Origin of the sequence: Streptomyces sp. NPDC006476, assembly GCF_040612015.1 — a bacterium.
Lineage (GTDB): Bacteria > Actinomycetota > Actinomycetes > Streptomycetales > Streptomycetaceae > Streptomyces > Streptomyces griseorubiginosus_B.
In genome coordinates, this window is record NZ_JBEXPK010000127.1 from 1 (window position 1) to 13,921 (window position 13,921).

Here is a 13,921-nt window from a genome sequence, read left to right on the forward strand (position 1 = left end):
CGGATACGACCTAGACACTCGCATCCTCGCAGGTCAGCGGCACCTTTCTGCTGTCAGGCCGTCAGCTCACCCAATTCCGCTGAATAACCGGGGTTGACTCTCCCTTGTGTGCGCGGATCAGGTCCTTGGCGTGTATCGCATTTGGCGACCACGGTTTCGCCCGATTCGGGCCCGGTGGCGCGTTGCGATCATGCTGCACCCAACGAAAGGTCGAGGCGAGTCCAGCGCATCCATACGCGCAAGGTAAAGAACAGCCATCCGTAGAGCCCTGCTGTGGCCAGCACGGGACTCGGCCGGGCCAAGACCTCGCGCGCGTCCAGCGGATCGAGTAGTCATCTCCGGCAAGGGGCACGGAGTGCCGACGCTTGCTGCCGCCCCCCACCGCTACCGTGCTGCACCCGGCAACTGGACCGCATGACGCTCCCTTGACCGTGGCTGACCTCTGCATTTGGCACGGCTGTGGCGTGAACCTCAGCCGACGCGGGCAGCCACGACGGCGCGTGTGCCAGCCGACCACGCGCGCGTCTGCCTCGGCACGCATCTGGCACGTCTGGGCGGGTGTTAGTTTCCCGGTCCAGCGATGAGGTGATTGGTCAGTCTGCTACTGACTCATCGGATGTCGCGTTGCGATCGCTGATCAGCGATCACTGCTGCGAGTGCAAGAAGCGCCTCGACTTGGGCAGCCGCAATGGCCCACTCCGGGCGGGCGCGGCTGTACTTCATTCCTTCGAGCAGCTCTTGAGCCTTGTTCGCGTGCGTGTCGTAGTCCGCCATGCTGACCTCAATGTCTGTGGTCTGTACCGAAGCCGAACAGCTCTGGGGAGCTGACATGAGGCGAGACTAATGGTCCGCGCCACTCGGGGTCGCAAGACACACGGCACAAGGTGCTGGTCAGAGGCTCTATCGAGTCAAGTGGCCAGGCATCTCTCCACAGATACCTCCAGACGTCAGCAATCCCCTCCGTGGCGCTCAAGAGGTTTGACACGGGAGGCACACGGGCTAGGCGGTGCGCTTGGGGTGCGGTGTTCACCGGCCACGACAGAGAGTGACCTCACCACCTCCGCCACTTGTCGGTGAGCTGGTACCTGCCCAAGCCGTGGCGGGCGGTCAGCCCGGCGACGTCCACGCCGCGCTCCGCGAGCGACTCGTCGATGTAGTCGCACAGCTCCTCGCGCTCGCCGGTCTCAAAAGCGCTTCCGTTGCGGGCGTCATTCACTCCATTGAGGGCCACGACGACGCGTTCCACCACGGCAAGGACGTGTTGGTCGTTGGCCTCGCCAACTCCAGAAAGCTCGCCCTCGAAGGCGTCAAGGACTGCGTCAGTCGCCGTAAGCAGCTCCTCGGGGAACAGCGCCGCCATGCAGGCGCACTCGGGATCCAGGGTGCCGGCGGCAAGCTCCTCGGCTTCCTCAGCTATGCCGTGACGCCAGCTCGTAGTCGGTCTCTCAGCCATGGACGGGACCGTACAGGCCAGGACTGACAACACCTGTGCCACGGGAGTGCTCTCACACTGAATGCACGCTTTCCAACTGTGTTGGTGGGATCTTGGGCGTCGTTCGGTGCTGTTCACCTGGGTTCATGGGCGGTTGGCCGCTGACGTGGAGACGACTCCCGGGCTCGCCTGAACGATCGTGAACGAGGCTGAATGAGACGGAAACTGAGACGGCGTACTCGTCGCGGACGTCACCAGTTGGGGCAATCCCTGCTGGACAGCTTGCGGTGTGGGTAGGGCCCATCGGGCATGACGTCGTGCAGCCAATCGGTGAGCCACTGGGCCAGTGATTGTTCGAGCGGGGCGAGGGCGTGCGGGAGACAGCAGAGGTTGGGATCCCAGTCCCACATCTGCCCGTCTGCGGTACGGAAGTCGATCAGCGTCCACATGGCGCAGCCACGGTTCATGAGAGGCACGATCCCCGGCGGGAGAGGGTAATCGGGATCGGCGGCGAAGTCGTCGTAGGCCATGGCGATGTCCGCGCGGTCGCCGAACCACTTGTCCGTGTCGGTGAGGGACAGCACTTTCGACGGGCCGAAGCCGCCGTTGGCGACTTCGAGGTACATCCGCTTCAACAGTTCGGGCATCGGGTGGCCCACGATTCGCTCGAACCTGGTGACGTCCTCGGTCGACGCGGGACCGGGCAGCTCACGGCCGGCCACGCGTGCACGGGTAGCCAGGATGAGCTCGTCGTCAGTCACATCGAGATACTCGGCGACGCTGCTCAGGTTGTCGAGATCGTAAAACACGGCGGTGCGCGCTCTGGGCTTGGGAAGCTTGGGTGCTTCAGGGGCGGGAAGCTTGCTGACCTGCTGCGCAACGGTGTCGACGCCTGACGTCCGCCGCTTACGTTCCCCGGTGTTCCCCGTGGCTTCCCACACGACCTGGCACGGTTCTGGCACGTCCGCCGGGGTGCCGGCCACAGGGACAAGGGCGTTGTCGGTGAGACCTGTTAGCTTCCGTGCCAGAGATGAGCCGGTTCGATGTTCTCGCTGAAGAACACGGCGGCCAAGGGGGGTGGCCGGATAGGGGTCCCCGGACCACTGGGTCCCGGGATGCCGAATGGCTCCGCACCCACCCCCCTCACAACCTTCTGATCCGTAGCTCTAGAGAGATCGGTCATCGAGGGTCATACAGGCTGCTGCAACACCGCTGACGGGTCATTTAGGTCGGCTGCGGTCGCGGAGGTTGCTGTATTTCGCTGCTGTACAGTTCCCGGGCGTCCCGACCAGTGTCCTACTTGTCTATCTCGCTGGGGTAGAAGAGGAACATGCCGAGAAGGAAAGCCACCGGGTAGACGACGGCTGACAGCGGCTGAGGAATCAGCTTCTCCAGGATGACGGTGCATCCAGTCCACGCCAGCAATCCGGCGAGCAACAAGGGCCGCCGCGCGAAATGACGGACGACGAAACCGATACGGTTCCAGTACGTCCTCTGCTCCGGCGCAGGGTCATCAGGCTGTCTCGATTCCATGCCGGGACGGTACCGCCCTGCGGGTCCAGCGGGGCACCAGTTTGGAAGATCGCGTATGCGGACCGGGGCTGAGCTGGCGATCCGTTGACCTGCGTGTTCCCGGGCCACTCGCCGACGTTCCCCGTTGCTCCCCGCTGGGTGCTGCTCGATCGGGCACGCGGAGGACACGAGGCGGGGCCTTTCGCTCGCTGCCGTGCGGTCTACGGCTCACCTCACTCGGGGATGCACATCATGCGGTGAGCCGGTACGACGGGTTCGCTCGGTAGCGGATCGATTCCACGGACCCGTACGGCCACGATATCCGTGGGGGTGGGGGGATTGGCCCGGAAGTCTCGTCAAGCGCCACCTGAAGGCCTCTGGGACGTCTTTGGAGGGCAACTCAACCATGGCCAGACTGACCCAGCGGTCATAGTTGGTGGGGTACACGCGAACCAAAGCATCGCACTCTGGGCAAAATGGTGGCTCGATCCATGTCGCGTCGTCGGGGTCGGGATCCGGTTGCACGGTGTGGCTGGTCTCCCCGCAGCGATGGCACGCCAGCTGGTCACGATCCCGAATCGCCCCCATGTGTTTGAGCGTGAGCGAATCTGACCGGATCCCAGTAGGTCGCGATTTGGCCGTATTAAGCGATCAAGAGTGTAGATGGCCGATCATGCCCGGTATGAGCTCGACCTGAGCCGGTGCGAGGCATCACCCCTCGAAAAGAGGTGGGCTCGCCAGTCTCTGAGTCGGTACGATCCGCCTGGCCATGAGTCGTTTAGCGGCCCAAGACGTCGCTCGGGGGTTCGCCCCTACGCGGAAACCCCGGTTCGAACCTCACGCTCGGCCCGTGCCGGCCTGTCATCTCGATTCGAACTACGGGCGGGAAGGTCGCTGAGGTCTGCTGGACTGGTCACACGGCTAGTCACGATTGAGCACGGCCGCGTGCGGTCGCCTTGGGCGCTGTATTTCGCTGCTGTACTGCGGAACCGTCAGGTAACCAGCAAGAGGAACACCCACATCGCGCAAGCCATAGCGGGCAGCCCATAGGCGATCACAGGTATGGAGCCAAGGCCTCGCTGCGGCCATTGCGCCCTGGTCTCCGCGTACTCCGGCAGTCTGTCCATCGCACGCTGTTGTACCAGGTTGGTGTAGCGGAGATGCCGGTGATCTACGTAGAGCCACGTCAAGCTGAGTGCAATGCCGAAAGCTGAGAAGCCGCGCGCTGCAAGCATGGCTTGATGGTTGTGATGACCTTGGCCTCGCGCTGACAGAATCGTCGAGTATCCCACGATGATCAGCGAATGCGCCAACAGGAACAGGTTGCCTCGCTGGAAGAACATGTTGCTCTCATGCAACCCGTGTTCCCAGAGACGAGCGTCTTGGGCCTGCTGCTGGGCAAGTGAAGGGTCGTCCCCCGACCCGCTGCCTGATTCCCCCATGCCGGCAGTATGCCCAGCGGCACCCCAATCACCCTCTTCGACCATCACACGACCAGTCAGGTCCTGGTCGTCATGATCGGGAGATGTTTTGGCGTGGCTGCGTGGACACGCCTCCGGAGGGGGTGTCAGTCTCAAGAGTGCGCGCAGGTCATGAGCTTCTGTTTAGCTGGCGCGAGATGATTCGTCCACAGATAGTCCACGAGAATTTCCCTGGTTACTAGCTCAGCAGAGATCGACCAGCAGAGAGATCAATCAACCTATTGACGTCTATTCTTCGGGCTCAGGATCAACACCAATGAAGATGTTGTAACCAAATACTGGCTGACGTCGGCGGAAGTTTACATGCTGACGTCGGTAAACTCCATTGAGGCGCAAAATTAGGGGGAAGTCTTCGTTATCGATAATGGCGTCAGCGATCTCGTTGCTTGCCTCTACTGGAGTGCCTGGCCCAAAGGTAAAGCTGAGCTCAAGTACAAAAACCGAGACCGTATCCTGCTTTAGAATCAGCGGAAGTACATGGCTGGTGTCGCTGGGCCAGAGCGGTATATGTGCCGTTCTCGACTCGGTTACATCTGCCAGAATGGCAGAATCGAGGCGATAGTTATGCTTTTCTAGCTTTAAGTCATCAACTTGAATATCTTCGATCATTATTGAGCGATCGCTAACGTTGGCGATCCGGATAAGCGTACCGAAAATGATAAATTGATTCGGATTATATCTATCGGGAACTATAGCCCGAACATCTAGCGGCCTAATAGCTATACCATCATACGAAAACCTCCGATAGAGGAACGGTATAGCAGTACCCAGCGAGAAAGTTGCCATCGCCAGCAGCCAGGCCGCTAGTGGAAGATTCATCGTCATGACCTCGATGCACCTCAGTCGTTGTTCCAGGCTGGGGAACGTGCAATGCCTAACTCGCCCAATTCTGCCCCCGGTGCCAGAGCATGGTATTGCTGGCTTGAGTTTACGCGAGAGGTCGGTGTAGCGACTTTGGCCGGGAGTTTCAATGACCGAGTCAAGCCTGTGGGGCGACCTCCGCTTGTGAGGACGGTGCCTCCTGTCGGGGGGTCGTCTGTGCCTCAGCCGACGAAAGTCAGCCACGACGCCGACTGTGCCGACCGATCAGGCGCGCGTGTGCCTCGCTGCACCCCCACAGCTGTGTCAGCACGGCTTCTCGAAGGGCCAGCCAGACGTCTGTCAGGGCGCTGCTGAAGACCGGGGCGGTGTTCGTGCCGCTGACGTGGAGAACGCCGGCGTCCCGGCCCCAGTGCAACTCGTACGTGCCCGCCGCCACGGGGTGGTAGCCGTCGTCGGCCCTCCAGGATCCCGACTCGCCCAGGGCCAGGCCGGTGTGTCCCACCGCGTACGCCTCGCCGCTGCCGATCACGAGAAACGACGTCTCCCGCACCACCACCCTGCAGCCGCCCGGCCCCGTGGGGCTGAGTACGTGGTACTGCGCGTCCGAGATCAGATCGTCCCCCGCTCCCCATGCCGTGCCGAGCACCGCCGTGGCGATCAGCAGCCCCTCCGCCAGCCGCCTCGGCGTGGCCCGCTTTCGGGGCCTCGCGGTCTCCCTGACGCGGGCCGCCCTGATCAGAGACCAATGGACGACGAGCGCCAGGACGAGGAGAGCCCCGCTCACCTCCCAGCCGGGGATCACCCGCCCCCGCACGACCAGCAGGAGGCCGCTGCAGCTCACCACGGCGGCCGGCGCCAGGGTTCCGATGCCCGCTGCTGCGGAGCCGGTGGGCGACTGCCTCAGGTGCGCTGTGCACGTGCGGTGTCAGGCACCCGGGTGCTGGTACGGCTGCTGCTGCGGCTGTCCGTACGCCGGCGCGCCGGGAGCGCCCGCGGCCTGGGCCTGGAGCTGCTCGGCCTGCTCCTTCGTCAGCTTCTGTTCCGCACCGCAGAAGGTGCACTGCGTCGCGTACTTCGTCGAGATGGGAAACAGCGGCACGAAGAACAGCGTGAACTTCATGACGCGCTTCCTGAGCGTGTGCGCGGCCGGATTGCCGCACTGCCCGCACACCAGCGTCAGTATCGCGAGCTGGTACAGGTAACCCTTGGTGCCAAAGATGATCACAAGTCGGCCCTTCTCCGGTCGGTGCTTTCCACGTCACTCAATCGTCCGCGCCACTCGCCCGGCCAGCAGCAGGGCGGCCGCCACCACCCCGGCGGCCCCGGCCACCCCCGCGGAGCGGAACGCCCGGGACGAACGCCACGACAGGACCGACCAGCGCGACTGGGCGGAGAGCACGGAACCCGTGCTCAGCCACGATCCCGCCGAGACCAGCGACAGCGCCGAACCGATCGAGCCGGCCGAGAGCGCGCTCCCGATCGAGCCTACGGACAGGGCCGACCCCACGGACCCGATGGACAGGACCGAGCCCACCGAGCCGATCGACAGCACGGAGTCCTGCGACCACAGGGACAGCACGGAACCGGAGCAGGTGGACTGCTGCACGGGCGGTACGGATGACTTGGTCATGAAGTCATCTTGCCCGCCGCCTCACTCCCCCGTGGGCGCGTTCTTCTTTCCCACCAGGACGAGCGCCGCCCCGCCGATCACCACCAGACCGATGGCCACCCCCGCGATCAGCGGGGTCACGCTGGAGCCACCCGTCGCGGCGAGGTTGGCGTCGTCGGCGGTGCCGCCCACCGTGGCGGGGCTGGGCTCGGCGAGGGTCTGCACCGCGTCACCGTTCCCGCTGCCCAGCGTCCGGCAGTCGAGGATCCCGGTGAACCGCTGGTCGAAACCGTTCGGCCCGGTGATGGTGAAGTCGTACTGCTGGTCCTCCTGCAGCGGGATGGTCACCGTGCGCGACTCGCCCGCCGGGATGCTGTACGTGGCCTCCATGAGCGAGAAGGTGAACGGCTCGTCGCCCTGGTTGGCCGCGGTGATGTCCAGGCCGCCCTTGGCGCAGTTCTTCACGGCGGACAGGGCCGGTATGGCGCCCTTCTTCGCCCAGGTCGCGCCGGCCGTCGCCGAGACCGTGGACTCGCTGGAGCCGGCCAGGATCTGCGTCTGGCTGCGGCTGTCGGAGGTGAAGGCCCGCCCCACCGGCACGGTCGTGGAGGCCTGCACGGTCAGCTCGGCGGAGCCGGCCGGCGCGTCCTCGGGGATGTCGAAGAAGACCTGGCTGCCGTTGACCGCCGAGGTCAGCGGCTTGCCGTCCTTGCCGACGATCCGTACCCCGGTGGTGGCCGAGTCCGCCGGTGGCGTCAGCGTCACCCCGGTCGCGTTGGTGTGCACGGTCACCGGGCCGACCAGTTCGCCGGGGTGGCCGGAGACGGCGGGCGGGTCCAGGGTCAGCGATGCCTGGGGTTCGGGCACGGAGACTGCCGCCTTCTCCAGGTAGTCGGCGAGCTTCTCCGCCTGGGGGTCGACCGCGTCGACGTCGGCGCCGTCCGAGTAGCGCCAGATCGCCACCTGGGTGCCGGCCGCGGCGTCCTGCTCGGTCAGCCCCTTGGCGCCCGCTTCGGCGGCGAGCGTCGCCAGGTCGTTGACCTGGGGGTAGGAGTTCTCGAGGATCCAGCGGATCTTGCCCGCGTTCTTGTTGGCGCCCAGCGAGGTCCCGCTCCAGGAGGTCTCCTGGTACTTGGCGTCCCGCTGGGTGGGGTTGTGGAGGTCGACGCAGTACGTCTGCAGCATGCCGCCGCCGTCGACGGACATCTCGAACAGGCCCGCCGAGACCTGTATGTCCCCGGTGGCGTCGTGGATCACCGCGGCGCCGTACGTCTTGAGGCCGCCTATCGTGGCGCTCGCCCCGGCCTGGGTCTGTGTCGGCTCCTCCGCGGTCGCGGTGCCCGCCCCGGCGAGGGCGCCGGCGGCCACGAGTCCGGACACCAGCGTCGCGGCGGCGAGACGGAACGTCCCTCGCCCGCGCGTCCACCGCGCTGAGAACGAAGCAAACACGAATTCCCCTTCGTGCAGGAACCGTTGACATGGGGGGCGTGGTCACATCAGCAGCATCAGAAGCCCCAAGAGCTATGTCCGGCATCCTAGGGAAGCCACGCACCGAGCCTCCCGGTCATACCGTCACACAAGCCACCCGACTCGGAATCGTTATCGCCGAGACATCACCGAGATGGCCTGTGAGCAGGGCTTATCGACAAATACACCAGCTCGTTCGGCACGCATTCGTCGACAAGCCGCAATCCGGTCGGCTCGGGGCACTGTTCGACATGTCAGCCGGGTTGTTCTCCTGACATCACGTCACAGCGGCGGGTTCCGGCTCCCGTTGCCCTGCCTCCACCACAGAGTCCCCAGGTACCGTCTCCCAGTTGGGCTCGTCCTGCTGCTGTGCCGGTACGCCCGTCGCCGTCTCCGTCCGCACGGGGCGCCGGAAGGCCGACGTACCGCGTGCGAGGTCGTGCCCGATCGCGGTCGCGTCGAGGTCGGCCGAGGTCCAGTTCTGCCCCTCGCGCTGCTCCGAACGGACCTTGAGCCTGCCCTGGACCACGACCGGGTCGCCCACGTTGAGCGACGCCGCCACATTGACCGCCATCTGCCGATTGGCCCACACCGTGAAGAAGTTGGTGTGCCCGTCGGTCCAGACGTTCTTCTCGCGGTCCAGATACCGCGCGGTCACGGCGAGCCGGAACCGCGCCGAGGGCCCCGTCACCGTCTCCCGGTAGGCCGGCCGCGTGGCCACGTTGCCGACGGCGCAGATGATCGTCTCGTTCATGGTGAACCCCTCCCTCGCCCGGCCGCGGAGGGCCGGACGGACATGCCTACGGGCCAGTCCCGTACGGCTGCGTCTGCCACGACGACCACGCGTTCCTCGCGTTGTCGCCGGCGCGGTGATCACGTCCTCGCGATCGCCGCACGACCAGACTGCATCCGTTCGGCCCGAGCCCGCCGAGCCCTGTGGACCACCGCCGACCTGTGGAAAACTCCCTCACCCGTACGAGTGAGCTTCCGGCGGCCGGTCCACAGTCACCCCGTCCCACCTGCCCGCCGACCGCAGCCCGTGGCTCACCTCGCCGTCGCTCCGACCCCCGTGACCCGCCCGTACTGCTCCCGCACCTCCCGGTACCGCAGCAGTTCGGCCGCCACCGGATCCAGCACCCGGGCCCGCCCGCATCCGGCGGCCGCCTCCCGCAAGCGCCGTTCCGCGTCGGTGCCGTACCGCCGGGCCGGGCCGCGTGCCGCCATCCGGCAGCTCCACTCGACGAGCGGGCCGCCGACGATGCCGGTGACCATCAGCAGCACCGGCACGCCGAGATTGGGCGCCATGAACCCGATGATCTGCCCCAACAGCCACAGCCCGCCCACGATCTGCAGGATGGTCATGGACGCCTGGACGAGCACGGCGGCGGGCCACCAGCCCGGCCGCGGCGGGCGCCCCGGCGGCAGCCCGGCCCGCGCCGCGAGCTCGTCCAGTGCCTCAGGCAGCCCCTGAGAGCCTCGTACTGCCGCCTCGCGCACCGCCTGCGCCCATGGCGCCGGCAGCCCGGCCGAGGCCCGGTCCGCCAGTGTCCGTACGGCCTGCTCGACGCGCTGGCGTGCCGTGGCCTCCTCGTCGGGCTGCGCGCGCACCGGCAGCCGCCCGGTATGCGGCTCGAACCGGTCCTGGTACCAGCGCCACAGCCGCAGCCAGGGCGTCCCGCACGCGCGGTTGGCGTTGCGCAGCCACGCCCGTTCGGCCGCCTCGCCCGCGGCCGTGGCGCCCACCGCGTCCGCGAGCCGGGCGGCGAACTCGTCGCGCGCCTCCTCGCTCAGCCCCGTCCGCCGCCGGGTGGCGTACACCGGCCACAGGCCGACCGCGGCGGCGTCCACGTCGGCCGAGATCCGGCGTGCCGGGGCGCCGCGTTCCGCCACGAACTGGCCCAGCACCTCGCGCAGTTCGCCGACACCGTCCCCGGTGAGCGCTGACAGCGCGAGCACGGTCGCACCCGGTTCGCCGTACTCCCCCAGAGCGATCCCGTCCTCGTCGAGGAGCCGTCGCAGGTCGTCGAGGACCTGGTCGGCGGCCTCGCCGGGCAGCCGGTCGACCTGGTTGAGGACGACGAACATGACCTCCGCGTGGCCCGCCATGGGCCGCAGATAGCGCTCGTGCAGCATGGCGTCCGCGTACTTCTCCGGGTCGACCACCCAGATGACGGCGTCGACGAGCGTCAGGATGCGGTCCACGTGCTGGCGGTGCTGCACCGCGGCGGAGTCGTGGTCGGGCAGGTCGACCAGGACCAGCCCCCGCAACTGCGCGTCGGTGTCGCCGTTCTGCAGGGGGCGGCGGCGCAACCGCGGCGGGATGCCGAGCCGTTCGATGAGGCTCGCACCGCCGTCGCTCCAACTGCACGCGATGGGCGCGGCGGTGGTGGGCCGTCGTACCCCCGTCTCCGAAATGGGCACTCCGGCGAGCGCGTTGAACAGCTGGGACTTGCCGCTGCCGGTCGCACCCGCGATGGCGACCACGGTGTGCTGCCCGGAGAGCCTGTGCCGCGCCGCCGCCTCGTCCAGCACCCGTCCGGCCTCGGCCAGCGTCCGGCTGTCGAGGCGGGCGCGGGAGAGTCCGACCAGTTCCCGCAGGGCGACGAGACGCGAGCGCAGCGTGCTGTCGTAGGTGAGCGGGGCGGCGGACTGTGCGCTGTGCGCCCGGCTCTCCGCCAGGGCCGCGTGCTCGGCGGCGGCCTCCTCGGTCACCCGGCGAGCGATGAGCCCGTCGTCCCAGGAGTCCGCGGGGTCCGCAGAGGCCGTGGTGTCACCGGAACGCGCGGAGTCGGTACGGCCTGAGTCGCTGCTCTCCACGCGCGCGTGGTGCTCGCGGGCTCCCTCCCGGGGGCTGTCGTCGCCGTTCTCCTCCTGGCGGCCCTTCCCGTAAGAGCTCTCCCCTTTGAGACCGTTCTCCCGGTCGTCGTCCTTGGGCACCGTGTCCCCCGCGTGGTCGGCGTGCTCGGTGTGGTCCTGGTCAGTGACGGCGGTCACCGGTCACCTCTCCTTCTGCAGTACGGACAGCGCGGCGATGAGCTCGGCCTGGGGCTCGGGGTGGACGTCGAGGGCGTCCAGGGGGGCGAGCCGGCGTTCGCGCTCGGTGTGCATCACCCGGTCCAGGTGCTCGGTGAGCAGCCGTCCGCCGCGGTCGCGCAGCCGCAGCGCCCCGTGCGCCCCGATCCGCTCGGCGAGTCCCTCGCCCGCCGAACGCGCCCGGCGCCCGCCCAGCAGCGCCGTGGCGACCAGGGCGGCGACCGCCCCGGGGTCGGGCGCCACGCTCCGGTCGAGGGCACGCACCTCGTCCTCGGCGTACTCCTCGAGCTCCCGCCGCCACCGCCGTACGGCCATCCCGATACGGTGCTCGGCGCTCTCCAGGGACGGGTCACGGTCCGCCAGTTCGGGGGCGGCCGCCGCGGGTTCGCGCCGCCAGGCGTCGTCCACCCGCTCGTCGGCGGCGGTCACGGCGCACAGCAGCAGCGCGGCCAGGCTCTCCACGAGCGCGTCGAGCAGTTCACCCGCGCTGCAGTCGAGCGGAAACGCGCGCCACCGCTTCAGCGCGTCCCCGGCGAGTACGGCCCCCGACTGCAACCGCCCACGCACGCGCGTGTGCTCGCTGTCGTACGCCCCCTCGACGGCGGAGGTGAGCCGCAGGGCGGCGGCGTACTGGGCGGCGGCGGCGCCGGCGAGTTCGGGCAGGCGGGCCTTGAGGGAGTTCAGCACCCCGTACGCGGTACGGGCCAAGACGTGCTGCCGTGCTGCCGGATCCTGCGTCACATGGACGAGCCAGGTGCGCAGCGGCGCCACTGCGCTGGCCGGCAGCAGCCCGCCGCCCCAGGCGGACTCGGGCAGTTCGGGCACGGTGAAGCGCGGTACGTCGCCCAGGCCTGCCTTGGTGAGCAGTGCGCCGTACTGGCGGGACACCTCGGAGACGACCTGGTGCGGCACGCGGTCGAGGACGGTCACCAGGGTGGCGTCGTACTCCTTGGCGGTGCGCAGCAGGTGCCAGGGGACGGCGTCGGCGTACCGCGCGGCCGTGGTGACCATCACCCAGATGTCGGCCGCGCAGATGAGTTCGGCGGCCAGGACGCGGTTGTCGGCGACCAGGGAATCGATGTCGGGGGCGTCGAGGAGGGCGAGGCCGCGGGGCATTGTGTCGGCGGTCTCGACACGCAGGACGCGCGTGGGCTCCTCACCGGGGAGCAACAGGTCCTCCGCCGCCTCCTGATGAGGCACCCACACGCGCGTGAGGTCGGGCAGCACCCGCATGCCGCTGAACCAGTGATGGTCCTCCGGATGGCAGACGAGCACCGGTGTCCGTGTGGTCGGCCGCAGCACGCCGGCCTCGCTCACCCGCCGCCCCACAAGGGAGTTGACGAGGGTCGACTTCCCGGCCCCGGTCGATCCCCCCACCACGGCCAGCAACGGGGCTTCGGGCTCCCGCAGGCGGGGCACCAAGTAGTCGTCGAGCTGCGCGAGGAGTTCGTCGCGGTTGGCACGCGCGCGTGGAGCCCCCGCCAGGGGCAGCGGGAAGCGTGCGGCGGCGACACGGTCGCGCAGGGCGGAGAGTGCGTCGAGCAGCTGAGGCCGTACGTCCAAGGTCACCACATGCGAAGAATGCCCAATTTTAGGGGAATTCTGAAGCATATAGGCATGTCTGCGCGCCGACCGGACGCAAGGGGCAGAAGGGACGACTGGGGCGAGGGCACAGTCCAGGCATAACGAGTGCACAACACCCGGTGCGCGAGGCGCCAAAAGCGATGCACGATTCGTACCTGCCTGCGATTATCAGGACCGCTTCACCGAACCTCCACATCGAGCCACGGAGGCGAAGCAACAGGGACACGGATGCGGGAGCCCTATCCTTGTCCCCGGCGACGTCACGGAACGGCCCACACCCGGGCACCCAAGACAGAGGCCACACACCGGCCCCCGTAGCTCAGTGGATAGAGCAGGCGCCTTCTAAGCGCTTGGCCGCAGGTTCGAGTCCTGCCGGGGGCGCCCAGTCTCCGCCGTCCCTCCGGGGGCGGCGTTTTTGCTGGTCGGAGTCGGTAGCACTGGAATCGGTCGCTGTCTCGCCGGGCCTGGGCGGATCACGCGGTCTTGAGCTGAGCGGCCAGGAACACCGCTGCCACCGACGGGCGGACCGCGTACGTCGCACCCGCGCTCCCCTCAGGAGCCTCCCACCAATAGAACGGAAGCCGCCGCCCACTACCGCTGTACCCCTTGCCCATCCCGGACAGCACGCCTGCCACGCGCTGCGCCGGGGCGCCCCCGTTCGGGCCGCCGAGCGCTTGATCGACCAACTCCGTGCAGTGGACTCTCCGGCCAGGGTTGCGCAGCAGGTACTCGAACACCTGCTGGGCCTGTGGTGCGAGTTCAGCCAGGAACACCGTGGCGCGCTCCAAGTCCTCCGGGCCCCATTCCGGGGCGCCGTAGTGCTTCTCTTCGCCAGAGTGTCCGGCCCATCGCGGATCAACCTCGGACAGATAATCCGTCATGCCGCCCCCGTTATCTTCTTCGCGGTCCTGCAAGAGGGCCGCTGGCCTCCGGGCCCGGCATGACTGTGTCCCCCTGTCGAGCGGATGACCTGGGGGGTGG

At 67.7% G+C, this 13,921-nt stretch carries 15 protein-coding genes and 1 tRNA gene; 1 reads left to right on the forward strand and 15 read right to left on the reverse strand.

The genetic code is table 11. The features are described from left to right. Window positions 1-609 precede the first annotated feature (609 nt). The 14 genes from ABZZ74_RS49785 to ABZZ74_RS49850 form a co-directional block, all read right to left on the reverse strand. On the reverse strand, window positions 610-774 hold the full coding sequence (locus tag ABZZ74_RS49785) for a hypothetical protein (RefSeq protein WP_356950752.1): 165 nt from the start codon (window positions 772-774) through the stop codon (window positions 610-612). Window positions 775-1,051: 277 nt separating this feature from the next. After that, complete coding sequence (locus ABZZ74_RS49790) at window positions 1,052-1,453, reverse strand: hypothetical protein (RefSeq protein ID WP_356950753.1); 402 nt, start codon at window positions 1,451-1,453, stop codon at window positions 1,052-1,054. A gap of 230 nt (window positions 1,454-1,683) precedes the next feature. Next, on the reverse strand, window positions 1,684-2,415 hold the full coding sequence (locus ABZZ74_RS49795; RefSeq protein ID WP_356950754.1) for an SMI1/KNR4 family protein: 732 nt from the start codon (window positions 2,413-2,415) through the stop codon (window positions 1,684-1,686). 313 nt (window positions 2,416-2,728) lie between these two features. Then, window positions 2,729-2,965 carry a hypothetical protein gene (locus ABZZ74_RS49800; protein ID WP_356950755.1) on the reverse strand — a complete coding sequence of 79 codons (237 nt, stop codon included), beginning with the start codon at window positions 2,963-2,965 and terminating at the stop codon, window positions 2,729-2,731. A 207-nt stretch (window positions 2,966-3,172) separates the two neighbouring features. Then, complete coding sequence (locus ABZZ74_RS49805; protein WP_356950756.1) at window positions 3,173-3,532, reverse strand: DUF6083 domain-containing protein; 360 nt, start codon at window positions 3,530-3,532, stop codon at window positions 3,173-3,175. A 404-nt stretch (window positions 3,533-3,936) separates the two neighbouring features. Continuing rightward, window positions 3,937-4,434, reverse strand: coding sequence for a hypothetical protein (locus tag ABZZ74_RS49810; protein ID WP_356950757.1), 498 nt, complete (start codon window positions 4,432-4,434; stop codon window positions 3,937-3,939). 219 nt (window positions 4,435-4,653) lie between these two features. Next, entirely contained in the window at window positions 4,654-5,250 is a 597-nt protein-coding gene (locus ABZZ74_RS49815; RefSeq protein ID WP_356950758.1) for a hypothetical protein, read from the reverse strand. Window positions 5,251-5,482: 232 nt separating this feature from the next. Further along, complete coding sequence (locus ABZZ74_RS49820) at window positions 5,483-6,091, reverse strand: hypothetical protein (RefSeq protein WP_356950759.1); 609 nt, start codon at window positions 6,089-6,091, stop codon at window positions 5,483-5,485. 81 nt (window positions 6,092-6,172) lie between these two features. After that, a complete protein-coding gene (locus tag ABZZ74_RS49825; RefSeq protein WP_133040921.1) occupies window positions 6,173-6,472 on the reverse strand; it encodes a zinc-ribbon domain-containing protein in 300 nt (99 codons plus the stop codon). A gap of 33 nt (window positions 6,473-6,505) precedes the next feature. Beyond that, window positions 6,506-6,877, reverse strand: a complete 372-nt coding sequence (locus tag ABZZ74_RS49830) for a hypothetical protein (protein WP_356950760.1) — start codon at window positions 6,875-6,877, stop codon at window positions 6,506-6,508. A 21-nt stretch (window positions 6,878-6,898) separates the two neighbouring features. Continuing rightward, window positions 6,899-8,305 carry a Cys-Gln thioester bond-forming surface protein gene (locus ABZZ74_RS49835; protein ID WP_356950761.1) on the reverse strand — a complete coding sequence of 469 codons (1,407 nt, stop codon included), beginning with the start codon at window positions 8,303-8,305 and terminating at the stop codon, window positions 6,899-6,901. A gap of 295 nt (window positions 8,306-8,600) precedes the next feature. Beyond that, window positions 8,601-9,077: a single-stranded DNA-binding protein gene (locus ABZZ74_RS49840; protein WP_356950762.1), complete on the reverse strand. Its 477-nt coding sequence runs from the start codon at window positions 9,075-9,077 to the stop codon at window positions 8,601-8,603. A 290-nt stretch (window positions 9,078-9,367) separates the two neighbouring features. Next, window positions 9,368-11,317: a YfjP family GTPase gene (locus ABZZ74_RS49845; RefSeq protein ID WP_356950763.1), complete on the reverse strand. Its 1,950-nt coding sequence runs from the start codon at window positions 11,315-11,317 to the stop codon at window positions 9,368-9,370. A 3-nt stretch (window positions 11,318-11,320) separates the two neighbouring features. Next, window positions 11,321-12,928 carry a dynamin family protein gene (locus ABZZ74_RS49850; protein ID WP_356950764.1) on the reverse strand — a complete coding sequence of 536 codons (1,608 nt, stop codon included), beginning with the start codon at window positions 12,926-12,928 and terminating at the stop codon, window positions 11,321-11,323. A 320-nt stretch (window positions 12,929-13,248) separates the two neighbouring features. On the opposite strand from ABZZ74_RS49850, the gene ABZZ74_RS49855 reads away from it, so the two are divergent. After that, window positions 13,249-13,321 (forward strand) — tRNA-Arg (locus tag ABZZ74_RS49855). A 92-nt stretch (window positions 13,322-13,413) separates the two neighbouring features. Here ABZZ74_RS49855 and ABZZ74_RS49860 read toward each other — a convergent pair. Further along, window positions 13,414-13,821 carry a DUF6416 domain-containing protein gene (locus tag ABZZ74_RS49860; protein ID WP_356950765.1) on the reverse strand — a complete coding sequence of 136 codons (408 nt, stop codon included), beginning with the start codon at window positions 13,819-13,821 and terminating at the stop codon, window positions 13,414-13,416. Window positions 13,822-13,921: the final 100 nt, after the last annotated feature.

What these genes read in the sequence shown, in the direction of transcription:
- ABZZ74_RS49785 (WP_356950752.1), bottom strand. Translation starts at nt 774, where the DNA reads ATGGCGGACTACGACACGCACGCGAACAAGGCTCAAGAGCTGCTCGAA.
- ABZZ74_RS49790 (WP_356950753.1), bottom strand. Translation starts at nt 1,453, where the DNA reads ATGGCTGAGAGACCGACTACGAGCTGGCGTCACGGCATAGCTGAGGAA.
- ABZZ74_RS49800 (WP_356950755.1), bottom strand. Translation starts at nt 2,965, where the DNA reads ATGGAATCGAGACAGCCTGATGACCCTGCGCCGGAGCAGAGGACGTAC.
- ABZZ74_RS49805 (WP_356950756.1), bottom strand. Translation starts at nt 3,532, where the DNA reads ATGGGGGCGATTCGGGATCGTGACCAGCTGGCGTGCCATCGCTGCGGG.
- ABZZ74_RS49815 (WP_356950758.1), bottom strand. Translation starts at nt 5,250, where the DNA reads ATGACGATGAATCTTCCACTAGCGGCCTGGCTGCTGGCGATGGCAACT.
- ABZZ74_RS49830 (WP_356950760.1), bottom strand. Translation starts at nt 6,877, where the DNA reads ATGACCAAGTCATCCGTACCGCCCGTGCAGCAGTCCACCTGCTCCGGT.
- ABZZ74_RS49840 (WP_356950762.1), bottom strand. Translation starts at nt 9,077, where the DNA reads ATGAACGAGACGATCATCTGCGCCGTCGGCAACGTGGCCACGCGGCCG.
- ABZZ74_RS49860 (WP_356950765.1), bottom strand. Translation starts at nt 13,821, where the DNA reads ATGACGGATTATCTGTCCGAGGTTGATCCGCGATGGGCCGGACACTCT.